Source organism: Pseudomonas sp. TKO26 (assembly GCF_003225665.1).
GTDB lineage: Bacteria > Pseudomonadota > Gammaproteobacteria > Pseudomonadales > Pseudomonadaceae > Aquipseudomonas > Aquipseudomonas saponiphila.
This window is the reverse complement of record NZ_QKLN01000021.1, coordinates 14235-27770: the sequence shown is the minus strand read 5'-3', so window position 1 is coordinate 27770 and position 13536 is coordinate 14235. Positions and strand designations below refer to the sequence as shown.

The window sequence follows — 13536 nt, the reverse complement described above, 5'->3', positions numbered from 1 at the left end:
TCAATTTACCTCGCCAATGCGCGGGTCGATCACCCGGTACAACAGGTCGATCGCCATGTTCAGCAGCACATAAATGAACGACACCAGAATCGCGAAGCCCATCACCGCCGGGAAATCCAGGGCCTGGATCGACTTCACCACGTAGGCGCCCATGCCCGGCCAGGCGAACACGGTTTCGGTCAGCACCGCGCCGTACAGCAGGTCGCCCAGGGTCAGGCCGAGCACCGTCACCGAAGGAATCAGCGCGTTGGGCAGGGCGTGGCGCAAAATCACCGCCCAGCGCGACAGGCCGTAGGCCCGGGCGGTGCGGATGTAGTCCTCGCCGAGCTGGTCGAGCATGGCCGAGCGGATCTGCCGCGCCACCACCCCGAGGTTGACGAAGCCCAGGGTCACCGCCGGCAGGATCAGGTGCTGCAGGGCATTGAAAAACAGCGGAATGTCGCCGGCCAGCAGCGAGTCGATCAGGTAGAAGCCGCTGATGGTTGGCGGCGGCTCCAGGCCTTCGTCCAGGCGCCCGCTACCGGGCAGCCAGCCCAGGTGGCCGTAGAACAGCAGGATCAGCCCCAGACCCAGCCAGAACGCCGGGGTGGAAATCCCGGTGACCGCCAGGGTGCGGGCGATCTGGTCGATAAAGCGGTTGTGATAGACCGCCGACAGCACCCCCAGCGGCACCCCCACCAGCACCGACAGCAGCAGGGCGGCCAGGGCCAGTTCAAGGGTCGCCGGGAAGAAGGTCTGCAGGTCTTCCAGCACCGGGCGGCTGGTGCGGATCGAGGTGCCCAGGTCGCCGTGCAGCAGGTCGAGCATGTAGCGCCCATATTGCTGGTACAGCGGCAGGTCCAGGCCCAGCTGGTGGCGGATGTTCTGCACGATGGCATCGCTGGCCCGGTCGCCGGCGATCAGCCGCGCCGGGTCACCGGGAATCAGGTGCGAGATGGTGAAGGTAATCAGCGAAACCCCGACCACGACCAGCAACAGGCCGAGCAGGCGTTTGCGCAACATATTCAGGAAGGCCATGAGGCAACCTCGTTAACGCTTGACGAACGGCAGGGCGCACGACGGCGTCCAGCCGGGAACACGGCAACCCGGCGCCGACCCGGTTCAGAGGGCGGCGACCGGGACTACGGGCGCGGTCCTACTTGCTGATTTCAGCGATGTTGAACACCTGTTCCAGCATCGGATGGAACACGTAGCCCTTCACCGAATCACGCATCGGCAGGCTGTAGTTCTTCTGATACAGGTAGGCGTAGACGTTGTCCTTGAGGACGATCTTCTGCGCCTTCTGGTACAGCTCGATGCGCTGGGCGGTGTCGTTGGTGGCGGCCGCTTCGCGGATCAGGCTGTCGACCTCGGGGTTGCTGTAGAACGAGCGGTTGCCCGGCAAGCCCTGCAGGCTGGAGTCGAACCAGAAGTTCATGAACATGTAGGGGTCGGCGAAGTCCGGGCTCCAGGAGCCGATGGCCACGTCGTAGTCACCCTTGCCGACCCGTTCACGCATGGTGGCGTTGGCCAGCTTTTCCATCTTCAGGTTGATCCCCAGGGGCGCCAGGCCCGCTTGCAGGGTCAGGCCGATGGATTCCCAGTTGGCGTCCTTGTCCGAGTACAGGTAGGTCAGGTTGCTGATCTTCTGCGGGGCCTTGGCCAGGCTGGCCTTGGCGCCGTCGAGGTTCTGCTGCATCAGCGGCAGGCTCGGGTCGTGGGCCCACATGCCGTCGGGGATCGGCCCGTTCATCAGCTTGGCCTGGCCCTTGAGGATGCCGTCGACGATGCCTTTGTAGTCGATGGCCTGGACCAGCGCCTGACGTGCCTCGACATTGTTCAGGGGCGCGCGCTGGTTGTTCAGGTACAGGTAGTTGACCCGCAGCGAGGGGAAGGTCTGGATCACCACTCCGGACTTGCCGGCCAGGGTGCCGAGCTGGTCCTCGGGCATGTCCTCGATGATGTCCAGGTCGCCGCGCTCCAGTTGCAGGCGGCGCACCGAAGCCTCGCTGATGATCTTGATCACCACCTTGTTCAGGCTCGGCTTGGGCCCGGCGTAGTAGCTGTTGGGCTCCAGCGTCAGCGACTGGCCCTTCTGCCAGTTGCTCAGGCGGAAGGCCCCGGAGCCGGCGGTGTGGGTCGACAGGTAGGCGTTGACGTCCTCGCCCTTGTTGGCCACGTCCGGGTTGATGATGCCGCCGCCGTTGTGGGCCAGGGTGTAGAGGAAGGGCGCATAGGGCTTCTTCAGGGTGAAGCGCACGGTCAGCGGGTCGACCACCGCCACGCTCATGTCATCCGGGAAGGCTCCGGACGGGCCTTGCTTGAGCTGCATCAGGCGCTCGAAGGAGAACTTCACCGCCGCGGCGTCCACCGGTTTGCCGTCGTCGAATTTATTGCCGGGCTTGAGCTTGAAGTCCCAGGTCAGGTTGTCGGCGGAGGTGCTCCAGCTCTCGGCCAGGTCGCCTTGGACTTCGGTGCTGCCCTTGCCGTTCTCGACCTTGTAGGTCACCAGCTTCTGGTAGGCCGGGTAGGTCACGGCCCAGTCGTTGTTGTCGATGGTCACGGCCGGGTCGAGGGTCTGCGGGTCGGCGGCCTTGCCGATCATCAGGGTGTCCTTGGGCGCGGCGGCGCTGGCCGCCTGCCAGGCGCCCAGGCTCAGGGCGGCGCACAGCAGCGACAGGGCGACACGGGTGGACAGACGCACATCAGGGTGATTGCGGTTAGGGGTCATGCCGGTTTCCTTGATCATTCGATTAATGGAAGTTCGTCAGGTTTTTTATAAAAGCTATAACCGGGCAGTTGTTGCTGAAGCGGTGTTGCAGTACGACCGGCTTGGGGCAGTGGGCTGCCTGTTGTTGTGGCCGGCTGGGGAACGGGAAATCAGTGTTCGAAGGGCTGGTCGTGCTCCTGGATCAGGGGGAAGTCCTCGGCGTTGGGCAGCTCGTAGTGCCACCACTCGGTGGGGATCGCCTCGAAGCCGGCGCTGAGCATGATCCCCAGCAGCATCAGGCGATTGCGCTGCACCTGGGGCGGCAGGTCGCTGTAGAACTGGTGCGACTTGGGCTCCATGGCATCGAAGGCGGTGCCCATGTCCAGCGCCTGGCCGCTTTCATCCACCAGGGTCAGGTCCACGGCCACGCCACGGGTGTGATGCGAGCCCAGGCGCGGGTCGCGCACGTAGTCCGGGTCGGGCAGGGCCTGCCACAGCAGCTGCTGGGCGTAGGCCGGGCGATAGGCGTCGTAGATGCGCAGGCCCAGGCCGGCCATGCGCGCCAGCTGGCTGGCCTTGTACAGGCAGGCCGCGGCGTCCTTGTGCAGCAGGCAGCGGGCGTTGCGGTAGATCACCTGGCCGGCCAGGTTGTCGGCGCTGGCGTAGACCAGGTCGATTTCCAGTTGGTGGCGCTGGGCGTCGATTTCGACAAGGGGGCTGTTGTTCACTCACTCACTCCATCTTGGGGCACGCTTGAAGGTCAGGATTCGAACTGGCCGAAGGCTTCCTGCAGCTTGCGGTTTTTCGCCAGGCGCTCATCCAGGCGCTCGCCATAGCCCTCGGCCACCGCGGACACCATCAGGTTGAACAGGCAGGTCAGCGGCGCCAGGGAATCCCAGAACTGGCCGACATCGGTTTTCAGTTGCAGCAGGTCCAGCGGGTAGTCCCGGGCCCAGGGGCATTGCAGGTCGGTGACCAGGGCCAGGGGCAGGGCGTTGGCGTTGGCCACTTCGCAGAAGGTCTGGGTGATGGCGGAGTAGGCGCGAAAGTCGGAAATGATCGCGTAGGGCTTGGCGAAGCCCGAGTTCAGGGTTTCCGCGTAGATGCCCGACAGGCCGTCGACGTAATAGACCTTGGGCCGGATGTATTCCAGGTGGCTGTGGAAGGCGTTGAGAATGCCCCGGGTCGACTGGATACCGATGATGAACACCGCGTCGGCCTCGACGATCTGCCGCACGATGGCGGCGAAGGCCGGGCTGCGGGCCAGGCCATAGACATGCTGGATGGCCTCGATCTCGCGGTGCATCGAGCGCTCCAGGGCATCGTCCTGATGGGCTTCACTGCGAAACGCGCCGAGCCGGTCGGTGATCAGCCAGGAGGCCGGGGCATCGCCGCGCAGGCCTTGCTTGACGTCATCCAGGTTGCGGTAGCCCAGGGAACGCAGGAAGCGCCCCACGGATATGCCCGTGGTGCCGGCTTGCTGGGCGATGCTGTCGGCGGTCTCGAAGGGCAACTGCTGGAGGTTGGCCAGCAGGTAGGTGGCGATGCGCTTGCCGGTGGGCGTCAGGCTTGCAAACTGCTGTTCCAGGGTGACTTGGAAACTGTTCTTGTCCATGACCATCTCGCCAGGCGTTCGCGGAAAATGTTATTGAAATTTCATTTTTGTAGATCGTGTTAGAAACATAACATCGGCCTTCGCGGCAAAACAAGGCTTTTGTGGTGCCGTGTCGTTTTCCGCAAGAAGTGTCGCGGGAGGCTCTTTTCAGCGAGGAGGGGCGGGGCTGCTCAGCCACTGGCCGAGGTCGATGATGGCGCTTTCCGCGGTGCGGCTGCGACCGCTCCAGGAACAGGCCAGCATCAGGTTGCGCGGCAGATTGAAGTCTTCCACCGCAAACCCCTGGGCATCGCGGCCTAAGGCGTCATGGGACACCTGCTGGCGCAGGGTTGCGGGGCCGCTGAAGTAGGCCCACACCGGCTTGCCCAGGGCGATGGCCACGCCCACTTCAAAGGCGGTGCCGGAATCCGGTTCCAGGCCGCGAAAGTCGTTGAGGTTGGCCAGCAGGGCGTCGCTGTCGCGGATCATGGCCAGGTTCTGCTGGCAGATCCACTGCGCGCAGGCTTCTGGCGAGAGGTGCTGCGGCGCCTGGTTATCCAGAGGGAACAGGCCGTGCAGGCCCTGGGCGCTGCACAGTTGCTTGAGGTACTCGCCATGGGCCAGGGCGTCGGCGCGAAACACATCGAAGCCAGCGAGGTAGATACGTGGGCTCATGGGCAGCTCGATCTCTTCTGTGGCGAGGGAGCTTGCTCCCGCTGGGTGGCAGCGCCACCCCAAAGGCGCTAAACGCGGTGCTCCAGGCCGATCACTGATTCGGCGTCATCAGCCCAGCCGCGCAGGTCACGGCTTATTCGCCGCGATAGATGCAGCCGCTGGTGCAGGTTTCGTGGATGCGGATCGCGCTCAGCTCCGGCAGCAATGGCTTGAGCTCGTTCCAGATCCACTTGGCCAGGACTTCGCTGGTGGGGTTTTCCAGGCCGGGGATGTCGTTCAGGTAGTTGTGGTCCAGGCGCTCGTAGAGCGGCTTGAAGATCGCCTTGATTTCCGAGAAGTCGCGGATCCAGCCGGTGTGCGCGTCGACCTCGCCACTGAGGTGGATCGCCACCTTGAACGAGTGGCCATGCAGGCGGCCGCACTTGTGGCCTTCAGGCACGAAGGGCAGGCGATGGGCGGATTCGAAGGTAAATTCTTTGAAGATTTCCACAGTGTCGGTCAGCTCTGTCAGGTGGCGTCGCCCGCGGGCGAGTTGAGGCAGGCGGCGAGTTTATCAGCTTGGCTCCCGGGCTGCGGAAAAACCCTGACTAAAGGGTCAGTCCGCCGCGCCGGTGGGTTTCTAGAGGCTTTGCAGGCGTTCGCCCAGGCGGTTCTGCGCCGCCAGTTCGAGGAATTCGTCGCCCAGGCGCCGGCTTTCGTCCATGGCGCTGCGCCAGTATTTCTGCCGGCTGGCGTCGTCGCCCATGAAGCGCTTGAAATCGTTGCGGTCCGGCAGCTTGCCGTAGGGCAGGTGCGCCAGGTACTCCTTCGACGGCGCCAGCAGCAGGACGTCGCGCAGGCGTTCCGGGCTGGCCCGGCGCCAGGGCAGGGTCTTGTCGAACCAGCCAGGGATCACCCGGTCGGTGAAGTGCGGGTAGAGCACGATGTCGCTGCCGCTGTAGGGCAGGTCCAGGTGGTAGTCCAGCAGGCCGCCGTCGCGGAAGGTGCCGGCGCCGGCACCGGGCAGTTCGCGCACGCCCTGCATGACCATGGGGATCGAGCCTGAGGCCAGCAGCGCCTGGCGCAGGTTGCCGCGATCCAGGGGCACGAAGCGCGAGGGGAAGTCCTCCAGGGCCTGCAGCGGCGGGGCCAGGCGCGGGTCGTGCAGCACCAGGCGCTCGAAGTGCCGGGACAGGCGCGCGCGGCCGCGCAGGTTGTCGGCGATCACCGAGGACAGCCCCAGGCCCAGGCGCCCGCGGTGATCGTCGGCGAGCAGGCCGTGGCTTTTGACCACCATGATGTTGAGGCGGTAGTGAGGGTTGTCGAGGATTGTCGCATCGCGACCATCGAGCAGGTCGTCGAGCATGCGCTGCGAGCTGTGGCTGATCTGCGCCATGCTCACGCCCTTGGCGAAGCTCTGGGCGTTGTACAGCTGGCCCAGGCGGCGGATGCCTTCGGCGGCGTCCGGAAGGCAGGCGCTGGCGAAGCGCCAGGAGCCCACCGAGGCGCCGATCAGCGAGCGTTCGCGGGGCGCGGCGGGCAGCCATTCACCGAACAGCGCCAGGTCCAGGCCCTGAATGCCCAAGGCCTTGGGGCCGCCGGCGGCGCCCGGCAAGGTGCCGACTTCGCCGGCGTGCAGGCCTTGGCGGCGGATGCGCGCCAGGGCGCGAGGGCCGGCCTTGAGGGTCAGGGCGGGAAACTTGATATGGATGGCGGTCATACCGGGCTCACTCTTGAATCAGCCGCCGAGTATAGAGAACCCGGGCGCCGGGGGCCGAGTGAAAGTTCTGTCAGGGCCATGCTGGCGATTCAGTTTCAATTAAGTTGCCTTGGGTATCGTCTGCGGCATCGGCTTTTTGGCCCCTGACCTTGGAGAACCGCCATGAAAACCCTGACCGCGCTGTTCAGCGCCAGCCTGATTGCCCTGAGCACCGGCCTGGTCGCCAGCCTGACCCACGCCCGCGACCTGGGCCCTGACGAAGCCCTGCGGCTGCGCGACGCTGGTACCATTGTGTCCTTTGAAAAACTCAATGCCACGGCCCTGTCCCGGCATCCTGGGGCGAGCATCAGTGAAACCGAGCTGGAAGAGGAGTACGGCAAGTACATCTACCAGGTTGAGCTGCGCGACCCGCAGGGACTGGAATGGGACCTGGAACTGGACGCGGTGAGCGGCCAGGTACTCAAGGATCATCAGGACACCTAATGAACCGGACTCTGCGCATCGCCGGCAGCTGCGCCGCCCTGGCGCTGCTGTTCTGCTCCCTGGCTCAGGCCCGCGACCTGGACCAGGACGAGGCCCTGCGCCTGCGCCAGCGGGGGGTGATCCTGCCCCTGGAGCAACTGCTCAAGCAGGCCCTGGACCGTTACCCCGGGGCCCGGCTGCTGGAAGCCGAGCTGGAGGAAAAACATGATCTGTACATTTATGAGGTCGAGCTGTTGACCGTGGACGGCGTGGTCCGCGAGCTGGACCTGGACGCCGCCACCGGGCGCCTGTTGAAAGATGAGGAAGACGACTGATGCGCCTGCTTGTGGTGGAAGACCATGTATCCCTGGCCGATGAGCTGCTTGAAGGCCTGAAGCTCCAGGGCTACGCCGTGGATTGGCTGGCGGACGGCCGCGACGCGCTGTACCAGGGCGCCAGCGAACCCTACGACCTGATCATTCTCGACCTCGGCTTGCCCGGGGTGCCGGGCCTGGACGTGTTGCGCCAGTGGCGCGCGGACGGGCTGGCGACCCCGGTGCTGGTGCTCACCGCCCGCGGTTCCTGGGCCGAGCGCATCGAGGGGCTCAAGGCCGGCGCCGACGATTACCTGAGCAAGCCCTTTCATCCCGAGGAGCTGCACCTGCGGGTCCAGGCCCTGCTGCGGCGTTCCCACGGCCAGGCCAACCAGCAGACCTTGCAAGCCGCCGGGCTGCACCTGGACGAGGGCCGCCAGTGCGTGGTCCGCGATGGCCAGGACGTGCTGCTGACCGCCGCCGAGTTCCGCCTGCTGCGCTACTTCATGCTGCACCCGCAGCAGATCCTGTCCAAAAGCCACCTGGCCGAACACCTCTACGACGGTGAAACCGAGCGCGACTCCAATGTGCTCGAAGTCCACGTCAACCACCTGCGACGCAAGCTCGGCCGCGAAGTGATCGAAACCCGCCGCGGCCAGGGCTATCTGTTCGGCGCAAGTGCTTCGTGAGGTCGATCCAGCGGCGTCTGAGCCTGGGCCTGATCACGGTGATGCTGGTGGTCGGCCTGGTGCTGGCCCAGACCAGCCTCTGGCTGTTTGAAGTGGGCCTGCAGCGTTACCTGGAGGCCGGGCTGCGGGAAGACAGCGAGAGCCTGCTGCTGGCCCTGGTGCGCGGCCCGCAAGGCTTGCAGCTGGACGAGCGGCGCCTGTCGCCGGCCTATCAGCGGCCCTTTTCCGGGCATTACTTCCGGATCGATTTTGCCGACGTGCACTGGCGTTCCCGCTCCCTGTGGGACCAGGAGCTGCCGCAGTTGCCGCGCGCCGGCCTGCAAAGCGACCTGCAACTGGGGCCCGAGGGCCAGCAACTGCTGGTGTTGCGCAGCGACTACAAGCGTCTGGGCCAGTCCATTTCCATCAGCGTGGCCCAGGACTACACCCCGGTGCGCGAGAGCTTCCAGCGCATGCGTCAGGTCGGTCTTGGCCTGGGGCTGGCGGGGTTGCTGCTGATCCTGCTGCTGCAGCGCATGACCGTGCGCCGGGCCCTGCGTCCCCTGGAAACCGCCCGCGAGCAGATCGCCCAGTTGCAACAGGGCCAGCGCTCGCAACTGGATGCCCGGGTGCCGCTGGAACTGGAGCCGTTGGTGGCGCAGATCAACCATTTGCTGGCCCACACCGAAGACAGCCTGAACCGCTCGCGCAATGCCCTGGGCAACCTGGGTCACGCCCTGAAAACCCCGCTGGCGGTACTCCTGAGCCTGGCTTCGGGGCCCAGGCTCGATGACCACCCCGAGGTGCGCAAGGTGCTGCTGGAGCAATTGCAGCAAGTGCAGCAACGCCTCAACCGCGAACTCAACCGCGCGCGGCTGGCGGGGGATGCATTGCCCGGGGTGCTGTTCGAATGCGATGCCGAACTGCCGGGCTTGCTGGCGACCTTGAACATGATCCATGGCGAGCACCTGGACCTGAGCTACCAGGCGCCATCGGGGCTGCGCCTGCCCTGGGACCGGGAAGACCTGCTGGAGCTCTTGGGCAACCTGCTGGACAACGCCTGCAAGTGGGCCGATGCCCAGGTGCGCCTGAGCGTCGAGGAGCGGCCGCAGGGCTTTTGCCTGCGGGTGGAGGACGACGGCCCGGGTATTCCCGAAGCACGGCGGGCAGAGGTGCTTGGTCGTGGCGCCCGGCTGGATGAACGGACCGATGGCCATGGCTTGGGCCTGGGCATCGTGCGCGACATCGTCGATGCCTGTGGCGGCCGCCTGAGCCTGGGGCAAAGCGAGTGGGGCGGCTTGCGGGTGGAGATCGAGCTGCCCAGGCGCTGAGCGCACCGGGTGATCGACCGGCGAGCGCTGGCAGCCGGTGGATCTTTGCGTCCCTGTGGGCCGTTGCGGCTCCCCCCATCTCGGATCGGCATTGGCCCTGTAGGCGCTGCTGAGGGTGCGAAGCTGCGCAAAGGCCCATGGGGCCTTTGGCGTCCTCAAGGGCTACAGGCTCAGGCGCGGAACTGGTCCATCAGGCTCTGTTGCTGGTTGGCCAGGCTGTTGAGGGACTGGCTGACTCGCGCCGATTCATTGGCCTGTTCCGACAGCGATTCGGTGACGTCGCGAATGGTCGCCACGTTGCTGTTGATCTCCTCGGCCACCGCGCTCTGCTGTTCGGCAGCGCTGGCGATCTGCAGGTTCATGTCGCTGATCACCGTCACCGCGTCGCCGATCTGGCGCAGGGCGGTCACGGCCTGGCCCACTTGTTCGACGCTGCCCTGGGCCTGGCGATGGCTGCTGTTCATGGAGCCCACCACGTCCCGGGTGCCGGTTTGCAGTTGCTCGATCACCTGGCGGGTTTCCTCTACCGATTCCTGGGTGCGCTGGGCCAGGTTGCGCACTTCGTCGGCCACCACCGCGAAGCCGCGCCCGGCTTCCCCGGCCCGGGCCGCTTCGATGGCGGCGTTCAACGCCAGCAGGTTGGTCTGCTCGGCAATCGAGCGGATCACTTCCAGTACCGTGCCGATCTGTTCGCTGTTGGCGGCCAGGCCTTCGACCTGAGTCATGGCGGCGCTCATGTCGGCGGCCAACTGGTCGATGCTGCGGGTGGTGCGGTCGATTACGCTCAGGCCCTGTTGCGTGGCCTGGTCGGCATCCCGCGCCGCCTGGGCGGCCTGGGCCGCGCTGCGGGCGACGTCCTGGGCGGTGGCGCTCATTTCGTGGGAGGCGGTGGCCACCTGATCCACCTGGCGATACTGCTGTTCCATGCCGGCGCTGGTCTGGGTGGCGATGGCCGATGACTGGTCGGCGGTGCCGCGGGCGTCCTGCACCGAGCGTTTCACTTCGGCAATGATCGGTTGCAGCTTGTCGAGGAAACGGTTGAACCAGCCGGCCAGCTGGCCCAGCTCGTCCTGCTTGTCGTAGGCCAGGCGCCGGGTCAGGTCGCCTTCGCCGCTGGCGATGTCTTCGAGCATGTGGGCCACGCCGAGGATCGGCCGGGTCACGCTGCGGGCCATCAGCCACACCAGCAGCAGGCCGACCACGGCGGCCAGCAGGCCCAGGCCGAGTTCGATCAGGGTGCCGCTGCGGTTACCGGCGTCGAGCTGGTTTTTCAGGGCTTCGGCCGGGCCCACCAGGACCTTTTCCGGCACGTCCAGCAGCACGCCCCAGGGTTTGCCACCGGGAATCGGGGTGAAGGGGGCGAGCACCTTGAGTTCATGGTTGCTGTGCAGGCTGTGGGTCTGGGTGCTGCCGGCCAATTGGCGAATCAGATCGGCGCCGTTAAGGCTGTCGACGCTGTCCAGGCGCTGGCTGAGCTTGCTGGCGTCCGGACTGTAGCCGGCCAGCAGGCCCACCGGGCTCAGGATGCTGACGTTGGTCTGGCCGGCGTAGAGCTTCTGGCTGGCGTTGCGGCTGATGGCCTGCAGGCTGTTGAGGTTGATGTCCACCGACAGCGAGGCGATGACTTTGCCGTTGACCAGCAGCGGGAAGACGATGCTGGTCATCAGCACCTTCTGGCCGGCGATGTCATAGAAGTAGGGTTCGATCACGCAGGGCTTGAGGGTGCTGCGCGGGCAGGTGAACCAGGCGTTGGCCGGCTGGCCGCTGGGGCCGGTGCGGGTGTCGCTCATGTCGCTTTCCGGCAGCGCCATGGCGGTCAGCTGGCCCGGGGTGGGCTGGGACCAGTACAGGGCGAAGCGGCCCTTTTCGTTGCTGCCCAGCTCGCCCTGGCCGCTGAACAGTTCGTCCTTGCCATCCAGGGCGTTGGCTTCGAACACCAGGGACAGGCCCAGCAGGTCGGGGTTGGCCTGCAGCGCCGACTTGACCTGGCGGGTCAGGTCCTCGCGCAGGTCGAAGGCGTCGAGAAAACGCTTCTCGGCCTGTTCCCGCAGGAACAGCACCTGGCGCGAAAAACCGTGGCCATATTGGTAGGCGTCCATGAACTGCTGGCGAATGCCCAGCGCCTGGACTTCGCCCTGGGCCTCGATCCGCGCCTGGGCGGCTTCGTTGAGCATCTCCATGCTCGACGCCTTGACCAGCTCGGAGCTGTGCTCCATGCGATACAGCGAAAGCCCCACCAACAGCGAGACGATGCCCAACAGGCAGAGTCCGGCCAGCAAGGTGATCTTCCATTGGATGGAGAGTTGTCTGAGTGGCATGGAGGCGTCCTTTATTCGATAAATATCTGAGACATCGCACTGTAACGGCCGACGAACGGTGTTCTTTAAACGCTTGTTCGAAATAAACCGCGAGGCGCTGGGGCTGCTGCGCTGCCCGACGCGAGCAAGCTCCCTGGTCACGGGTACGGGCTCGGTCTTGGGAGCTTCGCGAGCAAGCTCGCTCCTACAGGGGCGGGGGCGGGGTTTTGACAAGCCGGTTGCGCTGCTGCAAAGTGCGCGCCCTCTAATAAGACCCACTTTCATTTCGATGTCGGCAGCCCGCTGCCTTCCGGTCGGTCACAGGCTTTTGCGCCATTTTTGCCGGCGCAGTAATGAGGTAACGATGATTAACGCAGTAATTGCCGCGGTTGGCGTGATGCTGGTGCTCAGCCTGTCCCGCGTGCATGTAGTGATCGCCCTGATCGTTGGCGCGCTGGTGGGCGGCCTGACCGGCGGCCTGGGCATCGAGGCCACGCTCAAGGCGTTCAACAGTGGCCTGGGCGGTGGCGCCACCGTGGCCATGTCTTACGCCTTGCTCGGCGCGTTCGCCGTGGCCATCGCCAAATCCGGCCTGGCCCACGCCCTGGCGGACAAGATCCTGGTGCTGGTGGATCGCCAGGACGCCCAGGGCGGTGGTCAGGTCAAATGGCTGCTGATCGGCCTGCTGTGGGTGGTGGCGATTGCCTCGCAGAACATCCTGCCGATCCACATTGCCTTTATTCCGCTGCTGGTGCCGCCGCTGCTGTATGTGCTGACCAAGTTGCAGCTTGACCGGCGGCTGATCGCCTGCGTCATCACCTTCGGCCTGATCACCCCCTACATGTTCCTGCCGGTGGGCTTCGGCAATATCTTCCTCAACGAGATCCTCCTGGCCAACGTGGCCCGCAGCGGGGTGGACATCAGCCAGGTGAATGTCACCCACGCCATGGGCATTCCTGCCCTGGGCATGCTCTGTGGCTTGCTGCTGGCCTTTGTCAGCTACCGCAAGAAGCGCGTGTATGATCTGGAGCGGATCGAGAAGGTCGAGCAGGTGGCGGTGCAGTACAACCCGCGGACCCTGCTGGTGGCGGGTTTGGCGATTGTCGCAGCCTTCGTGATCCAGTTGCTGCTGGACTCGATGATTATCGGTGCTTTGTGCGGGTTTCTGATTTTCTCGGCGTCGGGCATCGTGCGCTGGCGCGAGACTGACGAGCTGTTCACCGAAGGCATGAAGATGATGGCCATGATCGGCTTCATCATGATTGCCGCATCGGGCTTTGCCGAAGTGATGAAGGCCACCGGCGAGGTCAATTCCCTGGTCCAGGCCTCGGCGGCGTGGATCGGCCACAGCAAGGGCGTGGGCGCCTTGCTGATGCTGCTGGTGGGACTGCTGGTGACCATGGGCATCGGCTCGTCGTTTTCCACGGTGCCGATCCTTGCGGCGATCTTTGTGCCGCTGTGCGTGCAACTGGGCTTCAGTCCGCTGGCGATCGTCTGCATCGTCGGCACCGCCGGGGCTTTGGGGGATGCCGGCTCGCCGGCCTCGGACTCGACCCTGGGGCCGACCTCGGGCTTGAACATTGATGGCCAGCACCACCATATCTGGGACACCGTGGTCCCGACCTTCCTGCACTACAACCTGCCGCTGCTGGCCTTCGGCTGGGTGGCGGCGATGGTTCTCTGACTCCTTACAGGCTGGAGCCGGCTTGCCGGCGAAGGCGGTCTCCTAGGCGCGGCATGGTTTTCAGGCCTGTTGGCCAACACGCCGGCGCTCGGGAGGCTAGGCTCAACTTTTGGATGAACGTGC

At 65.4% G+C, this 13536-nt stretch carries 12 protein-coding genes and 2 pseudogenes; 5 read left to right on the top strand and 9 right to left on the bottom strand.

The window, feature by feature from the left end; genetic code table 11:
- The 7 genes from DNK59_RS22935 to DNK59_RS22905 all read right to left on the bottom strand — a co-directional run bounded on the left by DNK59_RS22935 (position 1) and on the right by DNK59_RS22905 (position 6657).
- Entirely contained in the window at positions 1 to 1017 is a 1017-nt protein-coding gene (locus DNK59_RS22935) for an ABC transporter permease (RefSeq protein ID WP_092312701.1), read from the bottom strand.
- Positions 1018 to 1135: 118 nt separating this feature from the next.
- On the bottom strand, positions 1136 to 2710 hold the full coding sequence (locus DNK59_RS22930; RefSeq protein WP_092312704.1) for an ABC transporter substrate-binding protein: 1575 nt from the start codon (positions 2708 to 2710) through the stop codon (positions 1136 to 1138).
- A 149-nt stretch (positions 2711 to 2859) separates the two neighbouring features.
- The gene (gene ddpX, locus DNK59_RS22925) at positions 2860 to 3417 is read right to left on the bottom strand and encodes a D-alanyl-D-alanine dipeptidase (protein ID WP_110724736.1); all 558 of its coding nucleotides are present in this window, start codon (positions 3415 to 3417) and stop codon (positions 2860 to 2862) included.
- A 32-nt stretch (positions 3418 to 3449) separates the two neighbouring features.
- A complete protein-coding gene (locus DNK59_RS22920; RefSeq protein WP_110724735.1) occupies positions 3450 to 4310 on the bottom strand; it encodes a MurR/RpiR family transcriptional regulator in 861 nt (286 codons plus the stop codon).
- Positions 4311 to 4451: 141 nt separating this feature from the next.
- On the bottom strand, positions 4452 to 4958 hold the full coding sequence (locus tag DNK59_RS22915; RefSeq protein WP_110724734.1) for a nucleoside 2-deoxyribosyltransferase: 507 nt from the start codon (positions 4956 to 4958) through the stop codon (positions 4452 to 4454).
- A 133-nt stretch (positions 4959 to 5091) separates the two neighbouring features.
- Complete coding sequence (queD, locus tag DNK59_RS22910; RefSeq protein WP_011062303.1) at positions 5092 to 5448, bottom strand: 6-carboxytetrahydropterin synthase QueD; 357 nt, start codon at positions 5446 to 5448, stop codon at positions 5092 to 5094.
- A 129-nt stretch (positions 5449 to 5577) separates the two neighbouring features.
- Positions 5578 to 6657, bottom strand: a complete 1080-nt coding sequence (locus DNK59_RS22905) for a patatin-like phospholipase family protein (protein ID WP_110724733.1) — start codon at positions 6655 to 6657, stop codon at positions 5578 to 5580.
- A 162-nt stretch (positions 6658 to 6819) separates the two neighbouring features.
- On the opposite strand from DNK59_RS22905, the gene DNK59_RS22900 reads away from it, so the two are divergent.
- Genes DNK59_RS22900 through DNK59_RS22885 form a run of 4 tightly spaced genes read left to right on the top strand, consistent with a single transcriptional unit; the run spans position 6820 to position 9432 of the window.
- Positions 6820 to 7140, top strand: coding sequence for a PepSY domain-containing protein (locus tag DNK59_RS22900; RefSeq protein WP_110724732.1), 321 nt, complete (start codon positions 6820 to 6822; stop codon positions 7138 to 7140).
- Complete coding sequence (locus DNK59_RS22895) at positions 7140 to 7454, top strand: PepSY domain-containing protein (RefSeq protein ID WP_110724731.1); 315 nt, start codon at positions 7140 to 7142, stop codon at positions 7452 to 7454. Before DNK59_RS22900 ends, DNK59_RS22895 begins: the two co-directional genes overlap by 1 nt.
- The gene (locus DNK59_RS22890) at positions 7454 to 8122 is read left to right on the top strand and encodes a response regulator transcription factor (RefSeq protein WP_092312729.1); all 669 of its coding nucleotides are present in this window, start codon (positions 7454 to 7456) and stop codon (positions 8120 to 8122) included. Before DNK59_RS22895 ends, DNK59_RS22890 begins: the two co-directional genes overlap by 1 nt.
- A complete protein-coding gene (locus DNK59_RS22885; RefSeq protein ID WP_110724730.1) occupies positions 8119 to 9432 on the top strand; it encodes a sensor histidine kinase in 1314 nt (437 codons plus the stop codon). Before DNK59_RS22890 ends, DNK59_RS22885 begins: the two co-directional genes overlap by 4 nt.
- A 170-nt stretch (positions 9433 to 9602) precedes the next feature.
- Here DNK59_RS22885 and DNK59_RS32575 read toward each other — a convergent pair.
- Positions 9603 to 10193, bottom strand: a pseudogene (locus DNK59_RS32575) (methyl-accepting chemotaxis protein); the annotation flags it as partial.
- Between the two features lie 267 nt (positions 10194 to 10460).
- A pseudogene (locus DNK59_RS32570) lies at positions 10461 to 11531 on the bottom strand (HAMP domain-containing protein); the annotation flags it as partial.
- Between the two features lie 565 nt (positions 11532 to 12096).
- Here DNK59_RS32570 and DNK59_RS22875 point away from each other — a divergent pair.
- On the top strand, positions 12097 to 13413 hold the full coding sequence (locus DNK59_RS22875) for a Na+/H+ antiporter family protein (protein ID WP_167365689.1): 1317 nt from the start codon (positions 12097 to 12099) through the stop codon (positions 13411 to 13413).
- Positions 13414 to 13536: the final 123 nt, after the last annotated feature.

What these genes read in the sequence shown, in the direction of transcription:
- DNK59_RS22900 (WP_110724732.1), top strand. Translation starts at nt 6,820, where the DNA reads ATGAAAACCCTGACCGCGCTGTTCAGCGCCAGCCTGATTGCCCTGAGC.
- DNK59_RS22935 (WP_092312701.1), bottom strand. Translation starts at nt 1,017, where the DNA reads ATGGCCTTCCTGAATATGTTGCGCAAACGCCTGCTCGGCCTGTTGCTG.
- DNK59_RS22890 (WP_092312729.1), top strand. Translation starts at nt 7,454, where the DNA reads ATGCGCCTGCTTGTGGTGGAAGACCATGTATCCCTGGCCGATGAGCTG.
- DNK59_RS22895 (WP_110724731.1), top strand. Translation starts at nt 7,140, where the DNA reads ATGAACCGGACTCTGCGCATCGCCGGCAGCTGCGCCGCCCTGGCGCTG.
- DNK59_RS22905 (WP_110724733.1), bottom strand. Translation starts at nt 6,657, where the DNA reads ATGACCGCCATCCATATCAAGTTTCCCGCCCTGACCCTCAAGGCCGGC.
- DNK59_RS22915 (WP_110724734.1), bottom strand. Translation starts at nt 4,958, where the DNA reads ATGAGCCCACGTATCTACCTCGCTGGCTTCGATGTGTTTCGCGCCGAC.
- DNK59_RS22930 (WP_092312704.1), bottom strand. Translation starts at nt 2,710, where the DNA reads ATGACCCCTAACCGCAATCACCCTGATGTGCGTCTGTCCACCCGTGTC.
- DNK59_RS22920 (WP_110724735.1), bottom strand. Translation starts at nt 4,310, where the DNA reads ATGGTCATGGACAAGAACAGTTTCCAAGTCACCCTGGAACAGCAGTTT.